The 26148-nt window shown below is 51.2% G+C and carries 25 protein-coding genes; 14 read left to right on the plus strand and 11 right to left on the minus strand.

Annotation, left to right across the window (positions count from 1 at the left end):
• Positions 1 to 171: 171 nt before the first annotated feature.
• Entirely contained in the window at positions 172 to 1371 is a 1200-nt protein-coding gene (fdhA, locus tag JW499_RS18590) for a formaldehyde dehydrogenase, glutathione-independent (protein ID WP_091352794.1), read from the minus strand.
• Positions 1372 to 1978: 607 nt separating this feature from the next.
• Here fdhA and gbdR point away from each other — a divergent pair.
• From gbdR to JW499_RS18620, 6 genes are all read left to right on the plus strand, one after another.
• Entirely contained in the window at positions 1979 to 3106 is a 1128-nt protein-coding gene (gbdR, locus tag JW499_RS18595) for a choline metabolism transcriptional regulator GbdR (protein WP_205211994.1), read from the plus strand.
• 251 nt (positions 3107 to 3357) lie between these two features.
• Complete coding sequence (locus JW499_RS18600) at positions 3358 to 4230, plus strand: urea carboxylase-associated family protein (RefSeq protein WP_205211995.1); 873 nt, start codon at positions 3358 to 3360, stop codon at positions 4228 to 4230.
• 514 nt (positions 4231 to 4744) lie between these two features.
• Positions 4745 to 5782, plus strand: a complete 1038-nt coding sequence (gene dctP, locus JW499_RS18605; RefSeq protein ID WP_232846515.1) for a TRAP transporter substrate-binding protein DctP — start codon at positions 4745 to 4747, stop codon at positions 5780 to 5782.
• A gap of 63 nt (positions 5783 to 5845) precedes the next feature.
• A complete protein-coding gene (locus tag JW499_RS18610) occupies positions 5846 to 6382 on the plus strand; it encodes a TRAP transporter small permease (protein WP_205211996.1) in 537 nt (178 codons plus the stop codon).
• Positions 6382 to 7680: a TRAP transporter large permease gene (locus JW499_RS18615; protein WP_205211997.1), complete on the plus strand. Its 1299-nt coding sequence runs from the start codon at positions 6382 to 6384 to the stop codon at positions 7678 to 7680. The genes JW499_RS18610 and JW499_RS18615 overlap by 1 nt, the downstream gene beginning before the upstream one ends.
• 388 nt (positions 7681 to 8068) lie before the next feature.
• Positions 8069 to 8611: a cupin domain-containing protein gene (locus JW499_RS18620; RefSeq protein WP_205212031.1), complete on the plus strand. Its 543-nt coding sequence runs from the start codon at positions 8069 to 8071 to the stop codon at positions 8609 to 8611.
• Here the strand turns inward: JW499_RS18620 and JW499_RS18625 are convergent.
• From JW499_RS18625 to aptA, 3 genes are all read right to left on the minus strand, one after another.
• Entirely contained in the window at positions 8608 to 9162 is a 555-nt protein-coding gene (locus tag JW499_RS18625) for a mechanosensitive ion channel domain-containing protein (protein ID WP_205211998.1), read from the minus strand. The two genes, JW499_RS18620 and JW499_RS18625, sit on opposite strands and share 4 nt — an antisense overlap.
• Positions 9159 to 9674 (minus strand): DUF1003 domain-containing protein, encoded by a 516-nt coding sequence (locus tag JW499_RS18630; protein ID WP_205211999.1) that lies wholly within the window; start codon positions 9672 to 9674, stop codon positions 9159 to 9161. The genes JW499_RS18625 and JW499_RS18630 overlap by 4 nt, the downstream gene beginning before the upstream one ends.
• 385 nt (positions 9675 to 10059) lie before the next feature.
• Positions 10060 to 11379 (minus strand): omega-aminotransferase AptA, encoded by a 1320-nt coding sequence (gene aptA, locus JW499_RS18635; RefSeq protein WP_205212000.1) that lies wholly within the window; start codon positions 11377 to 11379, stop codon positions 10060 to 10062.
• A 177-nt stretch (positions 11380 to 11556) separates the two neighbouring features.
• Here aptA and JW499_RS18640 point away from each other — a divergent pair, with 177 nt between their 5' ends.
• Positions 11557 to 12489: a LysR family transcriptional regulator gene (locus JW499_RS18640; protein ID WP_205212001.1), complete on the plus strand. Its 933-nt coding sequence runs from the start codon at positions 11557 to 11559 to the stop codon at positions 12487 to 12489.
• Between the two features lie 10 nt (positions 12490 to 12499).
• Here the strand turns inward: JW499_RS18640 and JW499_RS18645 are convergent, their stop codons facing one another.
• From JW499_RS18645 to JW499_RS18655, 3 genes are all read right to left on the minus strand, one after another.
• Positions 12500 to 13240, minus strand: coding sequence for an alpha/beta fold hydrolase (locus JW499_RS18645; protein ID WP_205212002.1), 741 nt, complete (start codon positions 13238 to 13240; stop codon positions 12500 to 12502).
• The gene (locus tag JW499_RS18650; RefSeq protein ID WP_205212003.1) at positions 13233 to 14324 is read right to left on the minus strand and encodes a M14 family zinc carboxypeptidase; all 1092 of its coding nucleotides are present in this window, start codon (positions 14322 to 14324) and stop codon (positions 13233 to 13235) included. The genes JW499_RS18645 and JW499_RS18650 overlap by 8 nt, the downstream gene beginning before the upstream one ends.
• Positions 14325 to 14510: 186 nt before the next feature.
• Complete coding sequence (locus JW499_RS18655) at positions 14511 to 15005, minus strand: Lrp/AsnC ligand binding domain-containing protein (protein ID WP_205212004.1); 495 nt, start codon at positions 15003 to 15005, stop codon at positions 14511 to 14513.
• A gap of 173 nt (positions 15006 to 15178) precedes the next feature.
• On the opposite strand from JW499_RS18655, the gene JW499_RS18660 reads away from it, so the two are divergent.
• The 5 genes from JW499_RS18660 to JW499_RS18680 all read left to right on the plus strand — a co-directional run bounded on the left by JW499_RS18660 (position 15179) and on the right by JW499_RS18680 (position 19521).
• Positions 15179 to 16438: a D-amino acid dehydrogenase gene (locus tag JW499_RS18660; protein ID WP_205212005.1), complete on the plus strand. Its 1260-nt coding sequence runs from the start codon at positions 15179 to 15181 to the stop codon at positions 16436 to 16438.
• A 205-nt stretch (positions 16439 to 16643) separates the two neighbouring features.
• On the plus strand, positions 16644 to 17030 hold the full coding sequence (locus tag JW499_RS18665) for a RidA family protein (protein WP_091352833.1): 387 nt from the start codon (positions 16644 to 16646) through the stop codon (positions 17028 to 17030).
• Between the two features lie 75 nt (positions 17031 to 17105).
• Positions 17106 to 18188, plus strand: coding sequence for an alanine racemase (gene alr, locus JW499_RS18670; RefSeq protein WP_205212006.1), 1083 nt, complete (start codon positions 17106 to 17108; stop codon positions 18186 to 18188).
• Between the two features lie 134 nt (positions 18189 to 18322).
• Entirely contained in the window at positions 18323 to 18610 is a 288-nt protein-coding gene (locus tag JW499_RS18675) for an antibiotic biosynthesis monooxygenase family protein (protein WP_205212007.1), read from the plus strand.
• Between the two features lie 23 nt (positions 18611 to 18633).
• Positions 18634 to 19521 (plus strand): TraB/GumN family protein, encoded by an 888-nt coding sequence (locus JW499_RS18680; protein ID WP_205212008.1) that lies wholly within the window; start codon positions 18634 to 18636, stop codon positions 19519 to 19521.
• A gap of 1 nt (position 19522) precedes the next feature.
• On the opposite strand, the gene JW499_RS18685 is transcribed toward JW499_RS18680, so the two are convergent.
• The 4 genes from JW499_RS18685 to JW499_RS18700 form a co-directional block, all read right to left on the minus strand.
• Complete coding sequence (locus JW499_RS18685) at positions 19523 to 20467, minus strand: homoserine kinase (protein ID WP_205212009.1); 945 nt, start codon at positions 20465 to 20467, stop codon at positions 19523 to 19525.
• Positions 20468 to 20556: 89 nt separating this feature from the next.
• A complete protein-coding gene (lipA, locus tag JW499_RS18690; RefSeq protein WP_205212010.1) occupies positions 20557 to 21492 on the minus strand; it encodes a lipoyl synthase in 936 nt (311 codons plus the stop codon).
• Between the two features lie 162 nt (positions 21493 to 21654).
• A complete protein-coding gene (gcvT, locus tag JW499_RS18695; RefSeq protein WP_205212011.1) occupies positions 21655 to 22770 on the minus strand; it encodes a glycine cleavage system aminomethyltransferase GcvT in 1116 nt (371 codons plus the stop codon).
• A gap of 445 nt (positions 22771 to 23215) precedes the next feature.
• Positions 23216 to 23851: a helix-turn-helix domain-containing protein gene (locus JW499_RS18700; RefSeq protein ID WP_205212012.1), complete on the minus strand. Its 636-nt coding sequence runs from the start codon at positions 23849 to 23851 to the stop codon at positions 23216 to 23218.
• Positions 23852 to 24149: 298 nt separating this feature from the next.
• Here JW499_RS18700 and JW499_RS18705 point away from each other — a divergent pair, with 298 nt between their 5' ends.
• Together JW499_RS18705 and gcvH are read left to right on the plus strand one after the other, a co-directional pair.
• Positions 24150 to 25529: an L-serine ammonia-lyase gene (locus JW499_RS18705; protein WP_205212013.1), complete on the plus strand. Its 1380-nt coding sequence runs from the start codon at positions 24150 to 24152 to the stop codon at positions 25527 to 25529.
• Positions 25530 to 25636: 107 nt separating this feature from the next.
• Positions 25637 to 26020, plus strand: coding sequence for a glycine cleavage system protein GcvH (gcvH, locus tag JW499_RS18710; RefSeq protein ID WP_232846516.1), 384 nt, complete (start codon positions 25637 to 25639; stop codon positions 26018 to 26020).
• The last annotated feature ends 128 nt before the right edge of the window (positions 26021 to 26148 follow it).

Consider the following 26148-nt stretch of genomic DNA (forward strand, 5'->3'; position numbering starts at 1 on the left):
AGCCTGAAAGGCTCTAAGCCGAGTCAAAGCGTCCCATAAATCTTTTACCTCGTTTTTGCTAACGTCGCTGGAATAGCCTTAGAAAAACAAAACCCCAGCAAAAATACTGGGGTTTATCAGTAACCTGCCACCGGGGTGTCCGGTGGTTTTTTTGTTTTAACCGCTGAGATTTTATGCGGCCACTGAACCGTGAGGGTCGATAACGAATTTCTTCGCTGCACCACCATCAAAATCAGCATAGCCATCCGGCGCCTGATCCAGGGAGATCATCTGTACGTTGACCGCTTTAGCGATATCAACTTTGTCAAACAGAATGGCCTGCATCAGTGCGCGGTGGTATTTCATAACCGGGCACTGGCCGGTGTGGAAGGAGTGGGATTTCGCCCAGCCCAGGCCAAAGCGCATACTCAGAGCGCCGTGTTTAGCCGCGTCATCGATAGCGCCCGGATCTTCTGTGACATACAGACCTGGAATACCGATAGCACCGCCGGCACGGGTCATCTGCATGGCAGAGTTGAGTACCGTCGCCGGAGCTTCTTTGCCGTGATTGCAACCACAGGCATGGGCTTCAAAGCCAACGCAATCGACGAATGCGTCGACTTCACGCTCACCCAGAATCGCTTCCAGCTTATCGGCCATCTCGCCCTCCTGACGCAGATCGAGAGTTTCACAACCAAAGCTGCGAGCCTGTTCCAGGCGATCTTCAATCATGTCGCCAACAATTACACAGGCCGCCCCTAACAGCTGGGCGGATACTGCCGCTGCCAGACCGACAGGGCCTGCACCGGCAATATAAACAGTTGAACCAGGGCCAACGCCAGCAGTTACACAGCCGTGGAAGCCGGTTGGGAAGATGTCAGACAGGAGTGTCAGGTCACGGATCTTCTCCATCGCCTGATCGGAATCGGGGAATTTAAGCAGGTTGAAGTCAGCATAAGGCACCATGACATACTCTGCTTGTCCTCCTACCCAGCCACCCATATCGACGTAACCGTAAGCGGCACCCGGACGGGCGGGGTTGACGTTGAGACAGATTCCGGTGTTACCCTCCTTACAGTTGCGGCAGCGGCCACAAGCGATATTGAAAGGCACTGACACGATATCACCCGGTTTAAGGAATTCGACATCATTGCCGCACTCGATAATCTGACCGGTGATTTCGTGGCCCAGTACCAGACCGGCCTGCGCGGTGGTCCGTCCACGCACCATATGCTGGTCGGAACCACAGATATTGGTGGTCAGCACCCGCAGGATGACACCGTGATTGCACTTACGTTTACCCAGAGATAGCTCTGGGAAGGCGATTGACTCAACTGCGACTTCACCCGGGCCTTTATAGACAACACCACGGTTGGCATGGTTGCTACACATGGTAATACTCCTGTTATTTTTGTATTGGTACACCTGAAATAGATGTATTGGATACAATAACGCAATAATTACAATATCAGATATTAAATAATTAAATTTTGGATCCAATATTGTGTTTCTACTCCTCTGCCGTCATTAAGGCTGGCAGATGTCAGGACATCATAGGCGCTGATTGCAGGCTTCGACTGCCTGCCACCGCGCAGGAATTGATCAGAACCGACATGTGAAACAGAAAAATCTCAGTAAAAAGCTGTTTTTGACAGTGAATCTGCGTTTTGACAGCGCTTATCTATATTGATGTTGATCAATTTATGAGTTGGCTGATGTCGCTCAGGGGTATGTGAAACTGAAGTCAGGTCGTTTTCAGGTATTCTTGGTTTGATCTAAATCAAATAATATTGATCGAGTCGTTCAGCAAGAAGATAAAACATACAGTAAAAAGCTGAGTAAAAAAACGACAAAAGGGGCAGGCGAAATCACAGTTCTGTGAGTTCTTCGGCCATTCTTAATTGTCCTGGAAAATAAGAAAACTAACGTGAGTAGCATCGGTGCGACGTTGCTAGGCGCTTTGCATCTTCTATTACGCGTTAAATAAGGGGGCACGACTATGACTACGTCCACAGCTTTGGAACCGATCAAGGATTACCAAAAAGTTACCCGCGTGGGTTTCTTACTGCTGAATAACTTCACTATGATCGCGCTGGCGTCAGCCATCGAGCCTCTGCGGATGGCAAACCAGCTTTCCGGCCATGAGCTTTATAGCTGGCATATGGTGTCCGAAAGCGGCGGACAGGTCAGCGCCAGCGATGGCTTGAGTTTTACACCCGATTTTTCCATAGCGGATATGCCTGAGCTCGATCTGCTGATCGTTTGTGGAGGCGTTGATATCACCCGCAGTTTTACCCACAAGCAGGTTAGCTGGTTACAGTTAATGGGGCGTCGCGGAGTGACTCTGGGTGGCATCTGTACCGGTGCTTATCTGCTGGCCCATGCAGGCTTGCTGGATGGTTATGACTGTAGCACTCACTGGGAGTGCATGGCCTCCCTGCAGGAGCACTATCCAAAGGTAAACTGTAATAACCGTCTGTTTACCATAGACAGAAGCCGTATGACCTCATCCGGCGGCGTTTCTCCGATGGATATGTTCCTGCATATGGTGACTCTGCAGCATGGTCCGAAACTGTCGATGGCGGTGTCGGATATGTTTATCTGCGACCGTATTCGCAGTGAGTTTGACCAGCAGCGCGTTCCCCTGCGTCAGTTACATAATTGCGGTGACAGTAAGCCGAAACTGGTGGATGTCATTGAGCTGATGGAGAACAATCTGGAGGAACCGATAGGGCTGGATGAGCTGGCAGCGTTCGTTGATGTATCGCGGCGCCAGCTGGAACGGATGTTTCTTAAATATCTCAACTGCTCGCCATCCCGTTACTATCTGAAACTGCGGCTGGACCGTGCGAGACAGTTGTTGAAACAATCCAGTATGGCGATTGTCGAGATCTCTACCGCATGTGGCTTTGTCTCGACCCCCCATTTCAGCCGTTGCTATCGCAAGCATATCGGCATCTCCCCGAGGGATGAACGAAAAGGGGTGACTCCGGTTCCCCAACAGCAGAGCGGTGTCGAGGTCGAAGAGCCAATGGAAGAGAGCGGTTTCTTCGCCAGTATGAAGCGGTCTGTCGCGGTGTTGCATTCGGCCCAGGCTGAACCCAGTTTTGGTTCTATAGCTATCTGAGATAGTCTTGCTGTCGCCAGATGGTGGGACTCTGAATCCCCATCTGGCTGCGTCTAACTTTACCTCTCCACTCTATAACAGATCACTACCTGCAGCCGCTGTTCGTTTGAAGCTGATTACTGAATATTTGCATCTTCAGAAGCGGGTTGCTATACCATCCCATTAACCGGTCAACCGTGACAGGTGATGATTCTGGTCATCTGACTCCCGAGCGGTGAATAGCCTGATACATACAGAAGGACACAGGGATTATGAAACACACCCGGCACAACACCGCCCCGGCAGATGGCGACGCCCGCAAATCGATCCGACCGGTTATCTGTTATCCGGTGGATACGTTACCCAAGCCTGATATGCACCTTTATGCGGCTGCGCGTAAAACTATGAAACAGGTTGATACGGTAATTGTAGCCCCCCGTGAAGCCAGCGTTTTCCGGGTTCCGGCAGGCCATTTCTTCCGAATTGTCAGTGTAGAAGGAGCACAGGTTGGCGATCTGAATCTCTGGTCAGAGGGCGATCTGAATGAACGCTTTTACAGCGGCAAAACGCGGGCGCTGCATGGCACTCATCTGAGTACCGGCGACCGGATGTGGAGCAGTTTTCCTCATCTACGGCCGATGGCAACTATCACCTGGGATACGCTCGACTGGTATGGTTTTGATGCGGATGGCGGATCGGTCCACGATGTTATCGGCACTCGTTGTGACCCTTATACCCATCATCTGCTGAGTGGCCAGGATTATCACCACTGCTGCCACACGAATCTGACCCGGGCACTGGCCGCTGAAACCGGCCTGACGCTGCAGCAGGCTGAAACTCACGTGCACGATGTTCTGAATGTCTTTATGTGTACCGGTTTTACCCAGGATAGCCATCAATACTTTATGAAGGCCAGCCCGGTCAGGCCGGGGGACTATCTGGAGTTTTTCGCCGAGATCGATCTGTTGGGGGCGTTGTCGGCCTGTCCGGGGGGGGATTGCAGTGCTGAACATTCCAGCGATACAGCGGCCTGCTATCCGCTGCATATTGAGATTTATAAACCGGATCAGACCCTCCTTGAAGGGTGGTGTTCTCCGGAACCATCAGGTTACTCCGGTAGCCATGGAGAAAGACCCGGTTGTTAAGCGTCACTGCGCCTGCAGCCGCATAATGATCGATTAGCATCTCATCTGAGTATTAGCCACGAAAGCTGTATTCAGAATGTTGTTTATAAAGGGGCTGCATGGCTCCTTTTTTGTGCTTCGTTTTTCCCGCTTTAAATATTTCAGACCCTGTCCTTATCAGCATTGCTTCACTTGACCTTTGTCATTGCCATTATGACGTATTTTTGCTGTAGCTTTTATCGACTATTTCAGAAGCGACGCTTAGCCTATCTGTTTGCGAAGTGGCTAAAAAATCGGTTTAAGGTAATCAAATCGCCATAAATTAAATGCGTGAATTATAATCCTGTCTTTGTTTTCTATTCCATCTATATCATCTGTATCTATTGAAAAACTCAGATGTATTTTTCTGTACTGGATGTGATTGACCGATGATATTTATTGCTGGTATCTATGTGTTCCCGGGAAAAACAGAGCGGATTCTGCTGCAGTGATGCAGTAGTTATTTCAACTATAAGAACAGCGGTGAGTAGAAGAGATGAGCAAGATTGATACCCCGAAATGTAAGTCTGTATTTAGTAAGAAAGGCTTATTTTCATTTATGGCCGGTCTGGTGACTGCCGGAACCCTGATGGCGGGTTCGGCACAGGCAGTTACTCTGAAGATGGCTACTGACTCCGGCGCTAAGGGTTCGCCTGCCGGTGACACTCTGGATCGCTGGGCTGAACTGATTGAGAAAAATTCAGGTGGTGATATCGATGTAAAGGTGTTCTATCAGAACGAACTGGGCAGTCAGAATGAGGTATTCGATCTGCATGTGGCAGGTGATGTTGATCTCATGCTTAACTGGCCAATGACCTCCTATGATAAGCGTATTGGCGTTATCTATACCCCTTACATGACTCTCTCCTGGGATGAGGCACTCAAAGCCTATAGTCCGGGAGGCTGGGTTAACAATATGCTCGGAGGCATCTATTCCGATATTGGCCTGAAGTTCTTTGGTCCCTGGCCTGAAGGCTTTAACGGTGTTGCGACCCGGGGCAAATATGCCACGAATATTGCCGAAGCCGAAGGGCTTAAAGTTCGCACCATGACAGTATTTCCTGCGCCTCAGACAATGCAGGCGCTGGGTTATCAGACAGCTGCAATCGACTGGGGTGAAGTATATACCTCCCTGCAGACAGGTGTCGTAGATGGTGAAGCGGGTAACGTAATCTACTGGGACTATGAGTATTTCCGTGATCTGCTGGACTACTACGTACGCTCCAAGCACTTCTTCATGACCGGTGTTCTGAGTATGAATCAGGATTCGTTTGAAGGGCTGACTGAAGCTGAGCAAAAAGTAGTTGCTGATGCCGCAAATGAGGTGATGATGGCCCAGTTCAAAGCCGCTAAAGAGCAGGATGAGCACTATGTTGCTGAAGCTGAAAAAGCGGGTATGAAATACTTTGAGCTGTCTGATGAGCAGATTAAAGAGTTCGCCCGGGCTGCCCGTGAAAAAGTATGGCCGCTGATGGATCAGGAGATTGGCTCTGAAATTATGGACACCATTCGGACAAACGCGACGCCGTTGTAACGTTTAGAGTCGCCGACGGCGGAGCAGAGACTGCTCCGCCGTTTTGCTTTCAGAGGTAGTACCATGATTGTGCGTTTATTTACTGGGCTGGACCAGAGAGTCGGTTGGTTGCTCAATGCAATGGCGCTTATCAGCAGTCTTATGCTGGTAGGGCTTATGCTGTTTCTCGTTGTGGCCCGTTATATTTTTGGCTGGTCGATTATTGGCCTGCTGGAACTGATCATGCTGTTTGGTATGTGGTTGTATATGGTGGGTGGACTGATTGCCAGCCGTAAACGGGAACACCTGGTAGTTGATTTTCTACAGACCAATATCCGCGACCGGCAGATTCGCCGATTGCATCAGGGCTTCATCTCTCTGATAACGCTGGTGATTACGGTCTTCTTTGTTTATCTGTCTTACCGGATGCTGACCTGGGGCCTGCGCCGGCCACAGCATACCCCGGGCTTGTCAATCCCCCTTTGGATTCCTCAAAGCGCAATATTCTTTGCCAGTATCGGTTGCGCCCTTTACGCGCTGAGGGATTTTATTCAATGCCTGATCGGTTACCATCCGGAGCCGGTAGTTATCGCTGAAGTAAACCAGCAGGATATTCGCTGATGGAAGGTTTAATTGCAGTAGGAATATTATTGTTCCTGATGATTTTCGGTGTGCCTGTTGCCTGGTCTTTTGCCGGTGTACTGGCGTATCTGACATTTGCATATGATGCTAATTTTAATACTTTAATGCTGCAGGGATACCGCTCTATCGATTCGGTCATTCTGATTGCCCTGCCGCTGTTCGTGCTCACCGGATACCTGATGCAGAGTGGTGGAATCGCTCTGAGACTGGTGAATTTTATTGAAGTACTGGTGGGTAAGCGCAAGGGAGGGATGGGAGCCTCAATGGTGCTGGCATCCGGTATTTTTGGTGCCATAGCCGGGACTGCCACAGCCGCTGTCGCGTCGATAGGCACGATTATGATCGGCCCGCTAGAGAAGCGTGGCTATCCCCGCGGTTACTCCTCAGCACTGCTTGGAATCTCCTCGCTATTGGGTATTCTGATTCCGCCCTCGATCACAATGATTCTTTTTGCCGTGGTTACCAGACAGTCTGTTGCCGCCTGTTTTGCCGCTTCTATCGGCCCCGCATTACTGTTAATAGCCGGTTTGATTTTGGCAAACCGTTTTAGTGTGGGGCGCCTTTTTCAGGAGGTGTCGGCGGAGGCTAAAGATGGTTTGGAAGAGCTGCCATCCAAAGGGACTGCTGCATTTCATGCGCTGCCTGCACTGTCTCTGCCAGTTGTTATTCTGGGTGGGATCTATGGTGGGATCTGTACGCCGACAGAGGCCGCTGCGATTGCTGCCTTTATGGCGATTCTAATCGGCTTTTTTGTCTATCGTGACCTGAATATCAAACGCCTGAGCGCGAGTGTCATTGCCGCAGCTGAAACTACGGGTACCGTCATTCTTATCCTGCTGTTCAGTTTTATGATTGGTCGGATACTGGCATCTGAGCGGATTCCGCAGGAGTTGACTGAGCTTATTACCGGATTGGTGAAAGATCCTCTGATGATTCTGATTGCCGTCAATATTTTTCTGATTGTGGCCGGCATGATTATGGATGATGTCTCTGTAACGGTCGTGGTTGCACCTCTGTTTATGCCTCTGATGGTGGCCAGTGGGGTAGACCCGATTCATTACGCTTCAATTGTTGCGTGCTCTGTTGTTATCGGAGCCAACAGCCCACCGGTAGCGCCGATTCTTTATATGGCCTGCCGAATTGGACAGGTGCCTATTCATAAGGCCGTTATGCCGGCAATCGCTCTGATGGCGTTAGTCGGGCTGCCGGTAATGGTGGTCACCAGTTTAGTACCACAACTGTCACTGTTTTTCCCCAAACTGCTTGGGTTGATGTAAATCTTATCGGTGCTAACTGAAGCGACGTTTTGATTTTCAAGACGTCGCTTGTTGTTCCAACAGCGCTTCGCACCTTGCTCGTTATTTGGATCCCTTCCTCTATATGGGGAAGAGGTACGCTTTGCGGGAAGAGCGGATTTTTCAGGGGCGTCTCTTTATGATTGAGTTGAGCGTAGAGTCGTCTGACTCTCTATGCTTTTTCTAGCGCCTGGCAAGAGGTGAAGCCGCATCTAACGAGTCGCGTAGCGACGTTCTAACGACCTGCAACGAGCCTTCCTTTTACTCCCTCCCGTTCTTTCTATAAAATATTTTGCACACCTGATGCTGTACATGCGCGGATGTTGATTCCAATAACTCAATACAGACGGCGGTAACTGAAGTGGAAAATATGGATGTTGGCGAACGGTTAAAGGCGATTCGCAAGATGAAGGGGCTCTCACAACGGGAGCTGGCAAAACGGGTGGGCGTGACCAACAGTACGATCTCAATGATCGAAAAGAATGGTGTCAGTCCTTCGGTCAGTTCATTAAAGAAAGTGCTCTCGGGTATCCCGATTTCTATTGGAGATTTCTTCACCCTGGATATTGATGAGATGGAGCCTGAAAGTGTCGTCTATAAGGCTGAGGATATGCCCGATATCGGCTCCAATAATGTCAGTCTTAAGCTGATAGGCGCGCGTAATAAGGGGCGTTCAATGGATCTTCTGAAAGAACGCTATGAACCCGGTGCGGAAACCGGACCTGAGATGTTACAGCACCCCGGCGAAGAGGGCGGGGTTGTGATCAGTGGTGAGATTGAGCTGACGGTGGGCTTTCAGGTGTACCATCTGAAAGCGGGGGACGGCTACTATTTCAACAGTAACCGGCCCCATCGTTTTCGTAATATCTCAGATGAAGTGTGCGAAATAATCAGCGCAAACCCTTCGGTTTAACCCTTGGTCTGTGGTTTTTCTGCCGCTTCAGCGGCGGGCTTTTCCTGGGTGCTGATCGTTGTGTCTGAAGGAATGTCTCCATCCAGTTTGATCACCGGCTTTTGCAGAATCAGTGTGTTGGGGTAGGTGATGATCTCTCCCTGACGACGGATAATGACGTGGAACAGCGTGATCTCGTCGACGATGCCACTGATATTTTCATCTTTATCCACAATCTTTATAAAATCGCCAACCCGGTAGGGAAAACCGAAGAAAATAATCAGACTGGCGGTTATATTGCTCAGAATTGACCATTGGGCAAACATCGCCACGCCAATTACTGCAAAAACCGACGAGAGAAATACCGATAACTGAGAATAGTGGATCCCCAATAGCAGTGTCAGTAGCGTTAAGAACAGTAGCGTCAGGGCGATATTGAGTGTTTTGGCAATATACTTAATACGATATGGGTCTGTGTCTTTCAGCTTCCCTAGCCGGTTGATATTGCGGTTAATAAAACGGATTGCGATGGCATAGGTGGCTATCAGCACGATAACGATTAGGTATTTCATCCCTTTTTTATCTCCGGGTCAGGATTATCTGTATGCTCTGGCGTTGCGCTCAATTGATCCAGTTTGGTGTGCAGGCGCATGATCTGTAGCTCCAGCTTCAGGTTGATTTCATAGGTCGCATCCTGCTTGATCCGGTCTTTTGCGGCCTGACGGTTCTGCGACATCATGATAATCGGCGCCTGAAACGCGGCCAGACTGGAAAGTCCAAGGTTCAGCAAGATATAGGGGTAGGGGTCAAAGGGCGTATCAATCAGCAGATAGCTATTGACGCCTATCCAGGCGACGATAAAGAGAAAAAACAGACTGATAAACCACCATGAGCCGCCGAAGCGAGCGACAACATCCGCGATTTTTTGTCCGGTCGTCAGGCTATCACTGAAAGCGTTGTTCACATTTTCAGATACCGTGGTGTGTTCGGCGATACTGTTAATGACTTTCTGCTCTTTCTCGGCCAGCGAGCTGTAGCTCTGCCCCAGAAGGGCTTTCGCCAGATTTTCAAAATAGCGTTTCATAGGCTCCTCCATGGTTGGTTCCGGTCTGCTCAGTCTCATCTGTTGTTTAGAGCGCTGTACCCGGATGAGGGTTAGATGATAACCGATTCCTCGCGGGTAATTCTCAACGGGTTGGCAGATTGCCTCTGTTGATAAACTGATAGTAGAAGGTAGTCAGGCGTTAGTTAACTGTTATTTATACGATAACCGGTAAATGTTATCACTGGACTCTGGACTCTGGACTCTGGACTAAGCAAGCTCTGCTAATCAGCAGTAGCCTGTTGCAACGAGTGGCGTTGGGTGGGGAAGTAAAAAAGCGGACCTCTTTTTCAAGAGGTCCGATAAAAATCGGCTCCGGTGGGGGACGACCATCCGACTCCAGTGGTTTTAAAGCGCCAGGGCGGGCTTAACCGAACATCTCTTCTGCGGTTTCACGCAGCACGTTGACCAGGCGGTCGATATGGTTGGCTTCGACCGTCAGAGGAGGGGAGAAAGCAACAATGTTGCCCATTGTCCGCACCATCACTCCGCGCTTATAGCAGCCTTTCTGGAAGTCCAGCCCGACCGGGCCGTTAGCGGCTACCGAGGCATCAAACTGCACTGCGCCAACCAGACCGTAGTTACGCACATCGATCACTTTAGGGGCGTCTTTCAGGCTGTGTAGCTGGTTTTCAAAGTGAGTGCCTATGTCGCCACTGGCGCGGGTCAGTAATCCCTCTTTCTCATAAATATCCAGGGTTGCCAGACCGGCTGCACAGGCTACCGGGTGCGCCGAATAGGTATAACCGTGATAGAACTCGATGCCACCGACCGCTACGTTATTGACGATCTGATCGTGGATCCCATCCTTAACAAACACGGCTCCGAGAGGGATAACACCGTTGGTGATCCCCTTGGCAGAGGTGATCATATCCGGTACCACATCAAACTCTTCTGCGGCAAAAGCGGATCCCAGCCGACCCCAGCCAGTGATCACTTCATCAAAGATCAGCAGAATATCGTACTGATCACAGATCTCACGCATCCGTTTGAGATAACCCTGTGGTGGCATAATAACGCCACCGGCACCACTCATTGGCTCAATGATAACCGCGGCGATGCTGTCGGCACCGTGGAAGTGAATCAGTTGCTCCAGCGCTTCAGCTTTATCGATCCCCTGTTCAGGCAGGCCTTTGCTAAACGCGTTATTAGCGATATCCAGAGTATGAGGCAGATGATCAACTGGCAGCAGCGGGCCAAAACCGGCGCGGTTGGGAGTCAGGCCGCCAACGGAGATACCACCGAAATTAACCCCGTGGTAGGCCATCTCCCGTCCGAGGAATTTGGTTTTTCCTCCTTTACCCCGTGATTTATGGTATTGCAGTGCAATCTTCAGGGCCGACTCAACGGCTTCAGAGCCTGAGTTAGCAAAAAAGACTTTGTTCAGCCCGGTGGGGGTGTGCCTGATCAGTCGGTTGGCAAATTCAAAACCGATCTCATGACCAAAGTTGAACGGTGACGCGTAGTCCAGTTCACGCAGTTGCTGGCTGACTGCATCAGCGATCTCACTACGACCGTGTCCCGCGTTGACACACCACAGGCCCGCCGTGGCGTCCAGTATCTCCTGACCTTCGTTGGTGTAATACATAACGCCTTCAGCACGCTGGATAATGCGTGGCTGGCTTTTGAAGTCCCGGTTCGCCGTAAATGGCATCCAGAACGCATCCATATTGATGTTCGTGCTCATGGGAAAACCCTGTTTAAGTTATTAGTAATGGCCGGTTACTGAGATCAGTTCAGCATAGAACGGTTTTTTTAAAGGGTGGCCTTATGGAGTCATAGTAACGTCAGTGTTAAAGTCTTATAAATAACAAACATTGAATGCTTACTTTGATGTTTATAAAACTATTTTAAGGATCGTCTGATGGTTAGTAAGGCGCTGCAAAGCATGGCCAAGGTAGGGGATTATGAGATTCGTCTGCTGCGGGTTTTTAAAACGGTGGTTGAGTGTGGTGGTTTTTCCGCCGCGGAGGTGGAACTGAATATCAGTCGTTCAACCATCTCGGTGCATATGTCCAACCTGGAGGCGCGTCTGAAGCTTAAACTCTGTCAGCGAGGCCGCTCCGGATTTGCCCTGACCGAGGAGGGGCTGACTATCTACAACGCGACCCGACAGCTGTTTTCCCGACTGGCGGAGTTCCGCTCTACTGTTAACGCTCTGCACCAGCAGATGACCGGTGAGGTGAGAATTCTGACATCGGATACCATCAGTCTGGATGAGCGCTGTGGCCTGGATAAGGTGTTGGCCGAGTTTGCCGCCCTGGCACCGGATGTGTATATCAGCTTTGATACCGCCCCGCTGGGAGAGATTGAGCGACGGGTGATCAATGGAGAGGCGGATGTCGGTTTTATTCCCCATCACAGAGATATCGAGGGGCTGGATTTTCTGCTGATGTATAAAGATAAATCACTACTCTATTGTGGCGACCGCCATCCGCTGTTTCATGAGCAGGATGCGCAGCAGCTTAATGAATCACTGAAAGCGTGTAAGCTGGTACATGCCGGCGTGCTGACCAGCTCTGAAGCGAGTATGCAGCTGGCCGAGATGAATAAAGCCGCAGAAGCCTATTACTATGAAACCCGGGCGACGATGATTTTATCGGGTGTTTATGTGGGCTTTCTGGCGGAGAAGTTTGCCCAACAGTGGGTTGAGCAGGGACGGATGCGGGCTTTGTTACCCGATACCCGGTTCTATAATCTGCAGGTTGCGGCGATCAGTCGCCGTTCGGGCCCATTGAATAAACCCAGGGATCTGTTTATTGAGCTGCTGACTCAGCATATTGAGGCGCTGGAGTAAGCGAGCAGATTTATTCTTTGAGCCACTGACTGATCTGTTGAATAAGCCATTCCGGCTGGTCGTGGGGCAGGTCGTGACCTGCATCCGGGTGGTTGATATGGGGGGAATGCCAGGCGTTTGCGAGCTGCTCTGAACAGTACGGATTGACCAGTTTATCTTTTCCACCGCTGACCAGAAGAACCGGTTTTTTGGGCGGGTAGGGCTGGGCACTACAGGCAATAGCCAATTGCAGCTGGCGGCGAAAATTGTTGAAGCTGACCGGATATTCCAACTGATACATCTGCCAGAAAGACAGGGACTCATTTCGATAGCGCTGAGATGCACATGTCAGATCAAAGATGGTTCGCTCCCGGGGGTAGCCTTTTGTGAGCATCGCCCGCACCAGTTTTGGCAGGGCGCCGGGTTGTAAGCGGTAGTGAGGAGGGTTCCAGGGCGCGAGGCTGCTATTAACCATCACGATCCCCCGCAGATCATCCGGATATTCCTGCATCCAGTGATAGGCGATCATGCCGCCCAGAGAGAGCCCCAGAAGATACACCGGCTGCTCAGGGCGGTGGCGGCGGTGCAGATCGTTGATCAGTTCATTGACTGAGGTGGGGCTGGGGTGTTGATAGCGTTTTCCGTTGCCCGGCAGATCGATACAGCTGACCCGGGTGTCGGGCAGCAGTTTCTGCATCTGTTGTGGGAACTTTCCCCAGTGCCGACTTTCCCGGCACAGTCCGCGCAGTAATATCCAGTGTTGTTCAGCCATACCAGCGTTGCTTTGCCTCAAGTTCGTAGCGCAGTCGGCTCATTGGGCTTACCGGTAACCAGGTTTCATAGGCGCAGCAGCTGCGGATAAGAAACTCCAGTAATAACAGGTGGCGGCGCATGGTGCGTTTTTCCCGATGCGGTACCAGCGGATTAAACAGGCCCATAAATGAGATTAACTGTCGCGGATTCTTCTTTACCCAGCGCCATGACCCCATCTCCAGCGTTAATGGCAGGAAAACTGTCGCCTCCAGGCTGAGTGACTGATGGTACAGATAATCCCACAGGTCGCCATGGGTAAGGTAACTATGGTGCTGGGGCTCGATAATGTAATTATGATGGGGGTTGCTTGTTTCAAAAAGATGAACCAGCGCGGCAAGTTCTGCCCGGTGTTGCAGGGGTTCGCGGGAACCGGCCATTGGAAACCAGAGGCGATCGCGCAGCCCGAAACCGGAATGACAATCCAGTACAATGCTCAGCGGTGAGTTAAACAGCTCTTCATGCACCCAGTCACATAACGCCAGAGCCTCTGTTTCCATCGGTTTTTTCTCTTCGCCGCGATACCAGGGCAAGCGCTTGCTGAGCCGGTGACCGCCCACCATCCAGGTGGTTTTATCGCTGGCGTTATGAGGTGCGTTGCGCATCAGATCGACCCCCTGAGGGTTGCTGCGCTGTCCCAGGGCCATTCCGGACGGGTTGAGCAGAGGACAGAAAACAAGCCGCAGGTGCTGCAGCTCATAGTTCAGACCGCGATCCCACGTCAAACGTTTGAGCAGTGAACTGAGAAAGGTGAGCAGCAGTCGGGTACCGATCCGTTCAACCCCATGCACCCCGCCGACAAATGCCAGGGTCGGTGCGTCTGGATTGTCGGAGCCAAACTGCAGGCTGTAGATCGGTAGCTGATGATGCTGACTGTCAGACTGATGCTCTATTAACGCCAGCGTTCTGACTTTAAGCTGTTTGGCATGTTCGCAGATCAGCTCCTCCAGCAGCGCCATTTCTGGCAGACAGCGGTCTGTCAGGCTGGGATGAACCCGCTGTATCGGCTCAGATGACAATTTTGCAGCCTGTCCAAGTTCTGTCATCAATTCCTCCCACTAAGATACAGATTAAAGTGTAGTCGGAATTCGTGAATCAGTTAGCACCGATCGTGAGAATTATTCCTGGATAAAAGCTGGAATAACACACCCCTCGGTTGAGGGGCGCTGCAGCACTTCAGCAGCGTTCCTTAGGAGCCGTGTTTCCCTCAGTTCTACTTAACTGACAGTCTGTCACCGAGGGCTGCTTGGATTGATCGGCAGGCTGAGGGACTCCTTTACCTCCTCCATAACGATATAGCTCTTGGAGTTTTTGACGCCGGGCAGTGTCAGCAGCATCTCGCCGAGCAGTGCCCGATATTCAGACATGTCGGCAATTCGCGCTTTAATCAGAAAATCGGCATCCCCCGAAACCAGGTGACACTCCAGCACATAGGGCAGGGAGGCAACCGCCTTATTGAACTTGAGGAAGGCATCCGGAGACTGGTAGGAGAGTGAGATCTCAACAAACACCAGCATTCCATAACCCATTGCGTGGGGGTCAATGCGGGCATAGTAGCCTTGAATCAAACCATCTTTTTCCAGCCGTTTAACCCGCTCCATACAGGGCGTGGTACTGAGGCCAACGATATCGGCCAGGTCGACATAGCTGATGCGGCCATTTTCCTGCAGGGTTTTCAGGATATTCAGATCAATCTTATCCAGCTTACGTTTTTGTTTTGTATTCATAGGGTTACTTCGTCTGCAGTCTCCGGATGGAGGTAAAATATATAATTGTCCCTGTTTTGCAGGGTAATAGTTTTGAAAATAGTTTAAATACAAAAAAATAATCTGTCAAAGATGCAATACACTAGCCAAATCATTTGTTGGTGATAAGTATAAAAACGGATAGGTATCTTGCAATGAAGATTTTGATTTTGGGTAGTGGCGTTATCGGTGTAACCAGCGCCTGGTATCTGGCTAAACAGGGCCATCAGGTTACTATAATCGATCGCCAGAGTGCTCCGGCGATGGAGACCAGTTTTGCCAATGCCGGTCAGATCTCGCCTGGGTATTCCGCTCCCTGGGCAGCTCCGGGCGTGCCGTTAAAGGCGATCAAGTGGATGATGCAGGATCTTGCACCGCTGATGATCAACCCTAAAGTGAATGCCAACACCCTTAAGTGGATGACCAAGATGCTATCTAACTGCACTCAGAGCTCATACCACACCAACAAAGCACGCATGATGCGTCTTGCTGAGTATAGCCGGGATTGCTTCAAAGATCTGCGTGCTGAAATCGAAATTGATTATGAAGGCCGTACCGGAGGCACCTTGCAGCTGTTCCGCACCCAGAAACAGGTGGATGCGGCGGCTAAAGATATCTCCGTACTTGAAGAGTGCGGTGTCGATTATGAACTGCTGGACCGTGACGGTTGTGCTTCCCGTGAACCTGCGCTGGGCTTTGTTAAAGAGAAAATTGTCGGCGGCCTGCGTCTGCCCGGTGATGAGACCGGTGACTGTTTCAAATTCACCAGCGCGCTGGCTGAAGAGTGTAAGAAACTGGGGGTCGAATTTAAGTTTGATACAGAGATCGAAGGCCTGATCAGCGATGACAATCAGATCGTGGGTGTAAAGACGCAGCAGGGCACATTCACCGCTGACCGTTACCTGATGTGTCTGGGCAGCTACAGCACCCTGTTACTGGCTAATGTCGGGGTTGCGGTTCCGGTCTATCCGATTAAAGGATACTCACTGACACTGCCGATTGTCGATGAAACCAAAGCGCCGGTGTCCACGGTCATGGATGAAACCTATAAAGTTGCCGTGACCCGTTTCGATGATCGTATTCGTGTGGGTGGTACGGCTGAAATTACCTCCTACGATACCTCGCTGCAGGAGAAGCGCCGTAAGAATGTTGAGTTTACCGTTGGTGACCTGTTTCCCGGCGGGGGTGATATTCAGAATGCTGAGTTCTGGACCGGTCTGCGGCCAATGACACCGGATGGCACGCCTGTGCTTGGCGGAACGCGCTACCCGAATCTCTATCTGAATACCGGTCACGGCACCCTTGGCTGGACCATGTCTCTGGGGTCAGGCAAGTTTGTTGCCGATGTTATCAGCGGTAACAAAACCGATATCGATCCGGAAGGGCTTTCCGTCGCCCGTTATGGCCAGAAATAAGCAATAACGGTTTTGAACACAGGGGCTTTTACGCACCTCGTAAGCACCTTTCTTGCCTCTGTGTTCACTTTTTATTACAGGCTATAATCTGCGGCACTCTGTTGCTGGAGAGTAAACCAATCTGAGCAGTAATGGCCAGCGCACAGAGATGCTCCGGGCCAGTGCTGACAAACTATTTTAAGAACGATTACTTAGGATTTATACCATGCCAACCAAGACTATTATTGCCACTGAAAATGCACCTTCTGCAATCGGCACATACTCGCAGGCTGTTAAAGTCGATAACACTGTATACATGTCGGGTCAGATTCCACTGGTACCGGCAACCATGGAGATGGTTACTGAGTCTTTTGAAGCCCAGGCTGTGCAGGTGTTTGATAACCTGAAAGCGGTGGCTGAAGCAGCGGGAGGCTCAATGAATGATCTGGTGAAGGTGAACATTCTGCTGACCGATCTGGCTAATTTTGCCACGGTCAATGAAGTGATGGCACGCTATTTTGATCAGCCCTATCCAGCCCGTGCTGCGTATGCAGTGAAGGCGTTACCAAAAGATGCCGATATCGAAGTTGAAGCGGTGATGGTTCTGGGTTGAGCCGCAGGATTCTGGTTTTGATGCCTGTGTTGTGCAGGCATCTGAATAAAAGTGAGAGCTTAAGGTAAAAGTTACATGAGTCGAGCAGCAAAAATTACGGTTGATCTGGAGGCTATCCGACAGAATTACCGACTGGCACGTTCCCTTAATACAGCGGGTAATGCTGCAGCAATTATCAAGGCAGATGCATACGGACATAATGCCGTTAAGGTGGCCCGGGCGCTGCAAGCTGAAGCTGATGCATTCGGTGTTGCCTGTATCGAAGAGGGAATTGAGCTGATTGAAGCCGGTATACAAAAACCTGTTTTGCTGCTTGAGGGCTTCTTTGAAGTCAGTGAACTGCCCTATATCAGTGAGCATGGCATGTGGTGTGCGGTGCACAGTCTGCATCAGATAGAGCAGATAGCGCAGGCTTCTTTGAGTAAACCGGTTACGGTCTGGCTGAAAATGAATTCCGGTATGAACCGCTTAGGTATCCATCCGGATGATTATCAGGCGGCGTTTCAGCGTTTGCAGCAACTGGACAATGTATCAGATATCGTTTTGATGACTCACTTTGCCAGCTCTGATGAACTGGATAAAGCAACGACTGAGCAGCAACTGGCGGTGTTCAATCGCGCCAGTGAGGGGCTGGATGCACCCCACTGCCTGGCTAATTCTGCCGCAGTGCTGGCCTGGCAGGATGCGCGTCGTGACTGGATGCGTCCCGGGCTTATGCTGTACGGTGCAACACCTTTCCCGGAAGCGCAGGAGCAGGCGGATAAACTGCTACCGGCCATGACGCTGACCTCTGAAGTTATCGCTATACGCGATGTACAACCAGGCGAATGCGTGGGCTACGGTGGTAACTTCGTTGCCGATAAGCCGACCCGGGTAGGTACGGTTGCCCTGGGGTATGCTGATGGTTACCCGCGCCATGCTGTCACCGGTACACCGGTGTGGATCAACGGTCAGCGCGCGCGGATCATTGGCCGGGTATCGATGGATATGCTGGGGGTTGATCTGACCGGTATTCCAGACGCTGGCATTGGTACTGAGGTGGAGTTCTGGGGACGCAATGTGACTGCTGCAGAGGTCGCAACCTGCTGCGATACAATCCCTTATACGCTGTTTACCGGCATTACCCGTCGGGTGCATAAGCGTTACATAAACGAATAGATGCAGCTGATCAGACGTTTTAAAACCGGCCCCGTGCCGGTTTTTTGTTTTATATTATTCAGCGGGCGGTAATCTGCGTTGAGAAATGATATACAGGGACAGAGCTGTAGCACTGTTAATTCAGGGAGACCGATATGTATGCGGTGATTTTCCGGGCAGAGATCGCCCAATTAGATGATGAGTATTACCAGATGGCTGCCCGGATGCGGGACCTTGCATTGCAGGAGTATGGATGCCTTGAGTTTACCGCCGTGACAGAGGGGAATCATGAGATCGCGATCTCATACTGGCGCAGCAAAGAGCAGATTCGTGCCTGGAAAGAGAATGCCGAGCATCGGTTAGCTCAGCAAAAGGGGCGAACCCGGTGGTATACCTCATATCGGGTTCAGATTGTTGAAGTGGTGCGGGAATACAGCGCATAAGTTTGCAGAGGAAGGAAAGGGTTATGGTGGGATTTACAGCGAGGCTGTTCAGAGCTGTTGTGCTTTGCGTCGTATCGGTTGTTACAGTGACAGCCACGGCAGCAACCAGTGTCTGGAAGGTCAGTTCAGGTGATAATGTGGTCTATGTTGGTGGGACGCTGCATGTTCTGCGTCAGAGCGACTATCCGCTTCCTCCGGAATTTGATCGCGCTTATCAGCACGCCGATAAGCTGGTTTTTGAAACGGATCTTGAACAGTTACACTCTGCTGAGGTACTGCAGCGAATGCAACAGGCAGTGCGTTACCCAGAGGGGATCAGTGGGTTGGATAAGCGGGTTTCTGCGCCCCTGTATCAGCGTATCGTCAGAGTCTGGACTCAGTATGGTTTGCCGGCTGAGGCTCTGGAGCGGTTGCGTCCCTCGGGCATCGTTATTACTCTGACGATGCTTAATCTGAAACAGGTAGGCGTGGACGCGCAGGGTATTGATGACTTTTATCACAGTCGGGCCACAGCGGATGGAAAACCTGTCGCAGGGCTGGAATCGGTGGAACAGCAGATTCGCTTGCTGTCGGGTATGGGCGCCGGTGATGAAGAGAAATTTATGCGGATCTCTCTGGATGAACTGGACCAGTCGGGCGGGATCATCAACGAGATGGTGGCTGCCTGGCGGGGCGGCCGTCTGGCTGATCTTGAGCATCTGGTTATTGACGACATGCGTCGCGAATCGCCCGCCAGTTTTCGTACCCTGATGGTCGACCGAAATCAGCAATGGCTGCCGCAGATCGATGCTATGTTGCGTGACCGGCCGGTGGAGTTTGTGCTGGTGGGCAGCGGCCACCTGGCCGGTAAAGAGGGGCTTATTAATCAGTTGCAGCAGCGTGGTTATCGGGTTGAGCCTGTCGCTGAGTGATTCAGCCTGTCATCTTCAGTTGTTGGTGCCCGCACAGGAGTTTCAGTAGTTGCAGTTTGCCTTGCGGATCTTTACGGGTGACAACCTCACCCTCCTTGCGGAAGTGGATATCCCGCAATCGGGACAGCCAGAAACGCATTGCCGCAACCTGTAACATGGTGCTGAAACTGCGCTGTTCATCACTATTCAGTGGGCGAACAGACTGATAGCTGTCGAGCATCAGTAACGCTTTGTTGAAATCGTATTCGGATGTGCGCTCGTCATAACACCAGGCATTCAGCGTGACACACAGGTCATACAGATAGGGGGCTGAACAGGCGTGGTAGAAATCGATCAGGCCACAGAGTTTGTCGCCCTCAAACAATGCATTGTCGGGGAACAGGTCGGCATGGACAGGGCCGGCTGGCAGGCTTTCCCAGGGGATCTCTCCGGAATCCATCAGATTATAGTGCAGGCTCTGCTGCTCATCTTCTGCCAGATGAGGCATCAGTTTTGCCCCCAGATCTGAACACCACTGGTGGATATCGATAGCGTGTTTGTTTTCCAGTTGCTCTGCCAGCTGATGCATCTGCGCCAGTGTTACACCGATAACACTGGCCTGCTGATCGTTGGGCGTTTGCAATGGGCTGCCAGCCAGCCGGGACATCAGCACGGCTGGACGGTCATTGAGTTGCCCGGACAGACGCTGGTCATTCAGGTGGATCGGTTCAGCGCAGGCCACGCCATGCTGTGTCAGGTGCTCAATATAATCAAGAATAAAGGGGAGCTGATCGCTGCTGATCGATTCAACCAGCGTGAGGACAAACGGCCCCTCTGTGGTGGTGACAAAATAGTTAGTGTTTTCCACACCGGCTTCAATGCCCTGAAAATCGATCAGCTTGCCCACGTTGTACTGTTGCAGGTAGCTTTCAAGTTGCTCCCGGGTGACGGGTGTGTAAACAGACATCGTCAGTTCCTTTACTCGTTCGGTCGTCGGTGACAACCCTGTTATTCGGTGTTCAGTTGTGGTGTGTTCAGAGTATTTATACGGCTTAATTAAACTGTCTGGGCCTGAAGGTCCGCATGATACGAAGAGCGCACCATCGGGCCGCTGGCGACATTTTTAAAGCCCAGCTGATAACCAATCTGTTCATACTCCTTAAACTCTTCAGGCGTGACATAACGTTCCACGGCCAGATGATGCTTGCTCGGTTGCAGGTATTGACCAATCGTGATCATATCGACATTGTTAGCCCGCAGATCCTTCATCACCTTAACGACCTCTTCCTGGGTTTCACCCAGCCCGACCATAATGCCGGATTTGGTATCCACCTGTGGATGCAGCTGTTTAAAGCGGTACAACAGATTCAGTGACCAGAAATAATCAGCGCCGGGACGTACCTTGCTATAAAGGGAAGGCACTGTTTCCAGATTATGGTTGAGTACATCGGGCAGTTGCTCCGAGAGCTTTTCCAGAGCGATATCCATCCGGCCCCGGAAATCCGGCACCAGTATTTCAACCTTCAGTTCTTTATTCAGGGCTCTTGCTTCTTTAATGCACTCGGCAAAGTGGCCTGCGCCGCCATCTTTCAGGTCATCCCGGTCTACTGAGGTGATTACCACATAACGCAGTCCCAGTTGCGCGATATTGCGGGCGACGTTCTTGGGCTCATCCGGATCAAGTTGCATCGGCCGGCCATGAGCGACATCGCAGAACGGACACCGCCGGGTACAGATAGCACCCATGATCATCAGGGTCGCTGTTTTGTGGCTGAAGCACTCGGCCAGATTTGGACAGGAGGCTTCTTCACATACGGTATGCAGGTTGAGTTTGCGAAGCTGCTGCTTAACTTTTTTAACATTGGCGTTGGAGTGCGAATCGATGCGGATCCAGTCCGGCTTGCGTAGTCGCTCCCGGGAGGGATCGGGTTTTTCCCGCAGACGGGACATTTTTGATTCGCCTTTCAGCTCTTTTAAAGGAATCATCGCCATCCGGGGAGGCCTCCGCTGCGTCTAAATCTGAGTCGTGTGCTGTGTAACCGGTGACGAAGCGCCTGGCGGTTATGCTGGGCCTGTTCTCCGTCACCCGACTGACTGTGTCGACCTTTTAAGCAGATCTTTTGAGTCGATCTGTCTGTCTTACCAGGGTCTGCTTTAACCGCGATAATAGCGTTGTTCGATAAAGGGGGTTTTAGATACCACCATTGGCAACAGTTTACCGCGCACAAGAGCATATATTTCTGTTCCCAGTGCTGCATACTCAGAAGCGACATATCCCATCGCAATTGGTACACCCACAGTTGGGCCAAAGCTACCACTGGTCACTTCACCAATGCGGACTCCTTCGGCATTAACCAGTTCTGCACCTTCGCGGACAGGGGCTTTACCCTGAGCGATCAGACCCACCCGTTTGCGGGTGAAGCTCTTGTTGGCAATCTGGTCAAAGATCTTCTCAGCACCGGGGAAACCTCCGGCCCGTTCACCATTAGCACGACGACACTGACTGATTGCCCAGATCAGGCTACCTTCGATAGGTGTGGTGTTCTCATCAAGATCGTGACCGTAGAGGCAGAGACCGGATTCCAGTCGCAGAGAGTCCCGGGCGCCGAGGCCGATGAACTCAACTTCAGGCTGGGCAAGAAACAGACGGCAGAGGCGTTCAGCTTCCGCTTCGGGGATAGAGATCTCGTAACCATCCTCGCCAGTGTATCCGGAGCGGCTGATAAAACACTCAACCCCATCGATGGCAATATGGCGTGAGTCCATAAATACCAGTTCGATGACTTCAGGACAGATACGCGACAGTGCTGTCGCGGCTTCAGGCCCTTGCAATGCCACCAGTGCGCGGTCATCCAGTACTTCCAGTTCGACCCCGTTGCCAAGGTTCGCCCGCAGATGGGCAATGTCCTGAGCTTTGCAGGCTGCGTTGACGACAACATACAGATGATCACCATAGTTGGTGACCATCAGATCATCCATGATGCCACCATGGGCATTGGTGAACAGTGCGTAGCGCTGCTTGCCAGCGGGCAGGTCGATAATGTCAACCGGTACCAGTTTTTCAAGTTCAGAGGCGGCGTTAGAGCCGGTCAGTTTTACCTGACCCATGTGTGAAACATCAAACAGGCCCGCCTGTTCGCGGGTATGGATATGCTCTTTTTTAACCCCCATCGGATACTGAACAGGCATCTCGAAACCTGCGAAGGGAACCATCTTGCCTCCCAGTTCAATATGCAGATCGTAAAGCGGTGTTTTGTTCAGTTCTGACATGGGAGTCTCCATTGTTGATGTTCTAAATAGCGCCTGTGTTCTTTGCCAACAGATTAGCAGAGAAAATTCCGGCAAAAGGGAAAAGTTTCCAATAGGAAACAAAGTTAATTGATCAGGGAATGGTTTGCAAGCAGAAAGTTACGTTGACGAGAAAGTTTGGGTCGCTTTTGAAATATTTAAAAGCCGTTGCTCGTAGCTCGACGTCACAAAAGGCGTGACTTGCTTGTTGCTCGATAAAAGCCTTCTTTTTTAGTGAAGGTCTGTATTTGAGTGATGAACTTTGTAAGAAAGTTGTTGCATAGGTTTGGTGCCGGGCAATTCTGAGCAACGAGCAACGAGCAACGAGCAACGAGCAACGAGCAACGAGCAACGAGCAACGAGCAACGAGCAACGAGCAACGAGCAACGAGCAACGAGCAACGAGTAAGCAAATATCGCGTTTTTTTTTAAGCCGTAACCCAGAGCACCTCGGCGTCTTTCTTGCTGGTGGACACCAGCGCATGGCCCATTTCACAATCGTAGTAGGCGCTGTCTCCGGCGACCAGTTCGATCGGTTCATAAAACTCGGTATAGAACATGATGCTGCCACTGAGCACATAGAGAAACTCTTCACCGTCATGGCGGATCCAGTCCTGATATTCATCCCAGGAGTGAGTGCGTACGGTGGTTTTAAAGGGGATCATCTTCTTGCTGGACAGCTGAGTTGCCAGCAGTTCGTGTTCATAGGTGGGTGTCGGGTGAGGTTTGCCCTCGCCGCGACGGGTGATGTCGCGGCGGCCGCCACTGGCGGGACTTTTCTTTTTCGGCTGAGTGAACAGTTGCGGGATATCGATGCCCAGCCCCTTAACCAGTTTATTAACGGCGGTAAAGGTGGGTGATATCTGCTCATTTTCAATCTTGGAGAGTGTCGAACGGGCAAGACCTGTCAGTTTGCTGGCTTCTTCCAGTGTCAGGTTCTGGCTCAGGCGGATCTCCCGCACCCGCTTGCCCAGCTCAAGTGGCTCCACTATAGCTTCGGCATTATCCCGATTGACTGAGAAAAACTGCTGATTTTCTTTGAGAAAGGCGGGCTTATCTGGCATCGGGGGACTCCGTTGAAACCTGTTGCTACGGGTTTATTCTTGTGTTTGAGGAATAAGTGCTTTCTGTTTCCGATAATAGTACACAACCGTTCTGGGCATTGAAAGAAGGCCATATTCTGTGGTTTATCGATATATTATGGAAAAGTTTCCTAAAAGAAACTTTTTGTTGATTTTAGGAAAATGCGCTGCTAGTCTGAGCGCCAGTTGGCTATCAATCTGTTTAGCACTGTTGTCCGGGCTTTATAGATTTGATGGCAGATTGGAACAATCCTCTTGTATCAGGCTGGAGTAGCTGTCAGTGGCTTTGAGTATTTTCGATCTCTTTAAAGTAGGCATCGGCCCTTCGAGTTCCCATACTGTGGGGCCGATGGTTGCTGCCAATCGTTTTCTGGATGAGTTGCAGCATCGCCAGCAGTTTGAACAGGTCTGTAAGGTTAAGGTCGGGCTCTATGGTTCATTAGCGCTGACCGGAAAAGGGCACTCAACGGATGTTGCAGTGCTGGTCGGGTTGATGGGGGAAATGCCTGATCGGGTCGATCCGGATCAGGTGCCGGTTTTTGTTACCCAGATTCAGCAAGCCGGCCGTCTGAATCTGGCTGGCCAACGGTTGATTGAGTTCCGGGTTGATGAACATCTGCTGTTTCAATTTGGTGAGTCACTGCCTAAGCATCCGAATGGTATGCGTTTTCAGGCATTTGACGCAGCAGGCCTCGTCTTGCATGACGCGGTCTATTACTCCGTTGGGGGAGGCTTCGTGCTCAGTGATGCTGAGGTCGATCAACAGGCCGTCATTGCGGATAGTGTAACGCTGCCCTATGAGTTCAATAGCGGTGCAGAACTTCTGGCGCTGTGTAAACAGAGCGGTATGAGCATAGCTCAGATTATGCTGGAGAATGAACGGGTCTGGCGCAGTGATGATGAGGTTCGTGCCGGATTGCGAAACATCTGGCAGGTGATGGACAGCTGCATTCGACGTGGCTGTGCGGAAACCGGCGAGCTGCCGGGAGGTCTGCGGATAAAGCGCCGTGCCCACGAACTCTGTGAAGAGTTGCGTAACAACCCGGAAGCGTCGTTTAAAGATCAGCTGACAGTAATGGACTGGGTAAACCTCTATGCTATGGCGGTGAACGAAGAGAATGCTGCCGGTGGCCGGGTTGTGACTGCACCGACTAATGGTGCAGCCGGTGTTATTCCGGCGGTGTTGGCTTACTACGACCGCTTTGTTCATGGTTCCAGCGAGCAGGGTATCTTCGATTTTATCGCCACGGCCGCAGCGATCGGTATGTTGTTTAAGAAGAACGCCTCTATCTCGGCTGCTGAGGTTGGTTGTCAGGGTGAGATCGGCGTCGCCTGTTCGATGGCCGCCGGTGCGCTCTGTGCAGTGATGGGTGGCACTATTGAACAGGTTGAGAATGCGGCCGAGATCGGTATGGAGCATAACCTGGGCCTTACCTGTGACCCTGTTGGCGGGCTGGTGCAGGTCCCTTGCATTGAGCGCAATACCATGGGGGCGGTTAAAGCGATCAATGCTGCCCGGCTGGCGATGCGGGGCGATGGCAAACACCAAGTATCCCTTGATTCTGTTATAGAAACCATGCGTCAGACCGGTGTTGATATGCAGGACAAATATAAAGAAACCTCGCAGGGCGGACTGGCGGTTAACGTCGTTGCCTGTTGAGGTCAACCCCGTTCATTTTCATCAGTAACCCCTGTTATTTAACCAACGCTAATCCGGTGCTGAGTAAATGAGATCTGCCGGAGTTAATTTATAAAGGAAATTCAATTATGAGCATTCCAGCTAATTACCGCTTCTCCTCCAGTCATGAATGGGTTCTGGATAATGGTGACGGTACCGTCACTATGGGGATTTCAGATCATGCGCAGGAGCTTCTGGGTGATGTGGTTTTTGTCGAACTGCCGGAAGTGGGACGTGAAGTCGATGCCGGAGAGGAGTTCTCGCTGGTTGAATCAGTCAAAGCTGCATCGGATATCTATTCACCGGTAACCGGCGAGGTCGTCGCTATCAATGAAGCGCTGGAAGATCAGCCTGAAACCGTCAATAACGCGCCTTACGATGGTGGCTGGATAGTTAAGATTAAACTGGCTGATGCATCTCAGTTGGATGGCTTGCTGGACGCCGAGTCTTATGCCGCCACGATTGCAGAATAGATCTGATCTATGCTGATAACTGTTGCCGTATTGGACGACAGGCTATCACTGTCCCCCGATCGGGTCTTTCGCAAACGCGGGAGGTTGTTAAGGCCTTCCCGCACCCTTTATTTTGAGATCTGCAGCAC

The organism is Amphritea pacifica (assembly GCF_016924145.1).
GTDB classification, from domain to species: Bacteria; Pseudomonadota; Gammaproteobacteria; order Pseudomonadales; family Balneatricaceae; genus Amphritea; species Amphritea pacifica.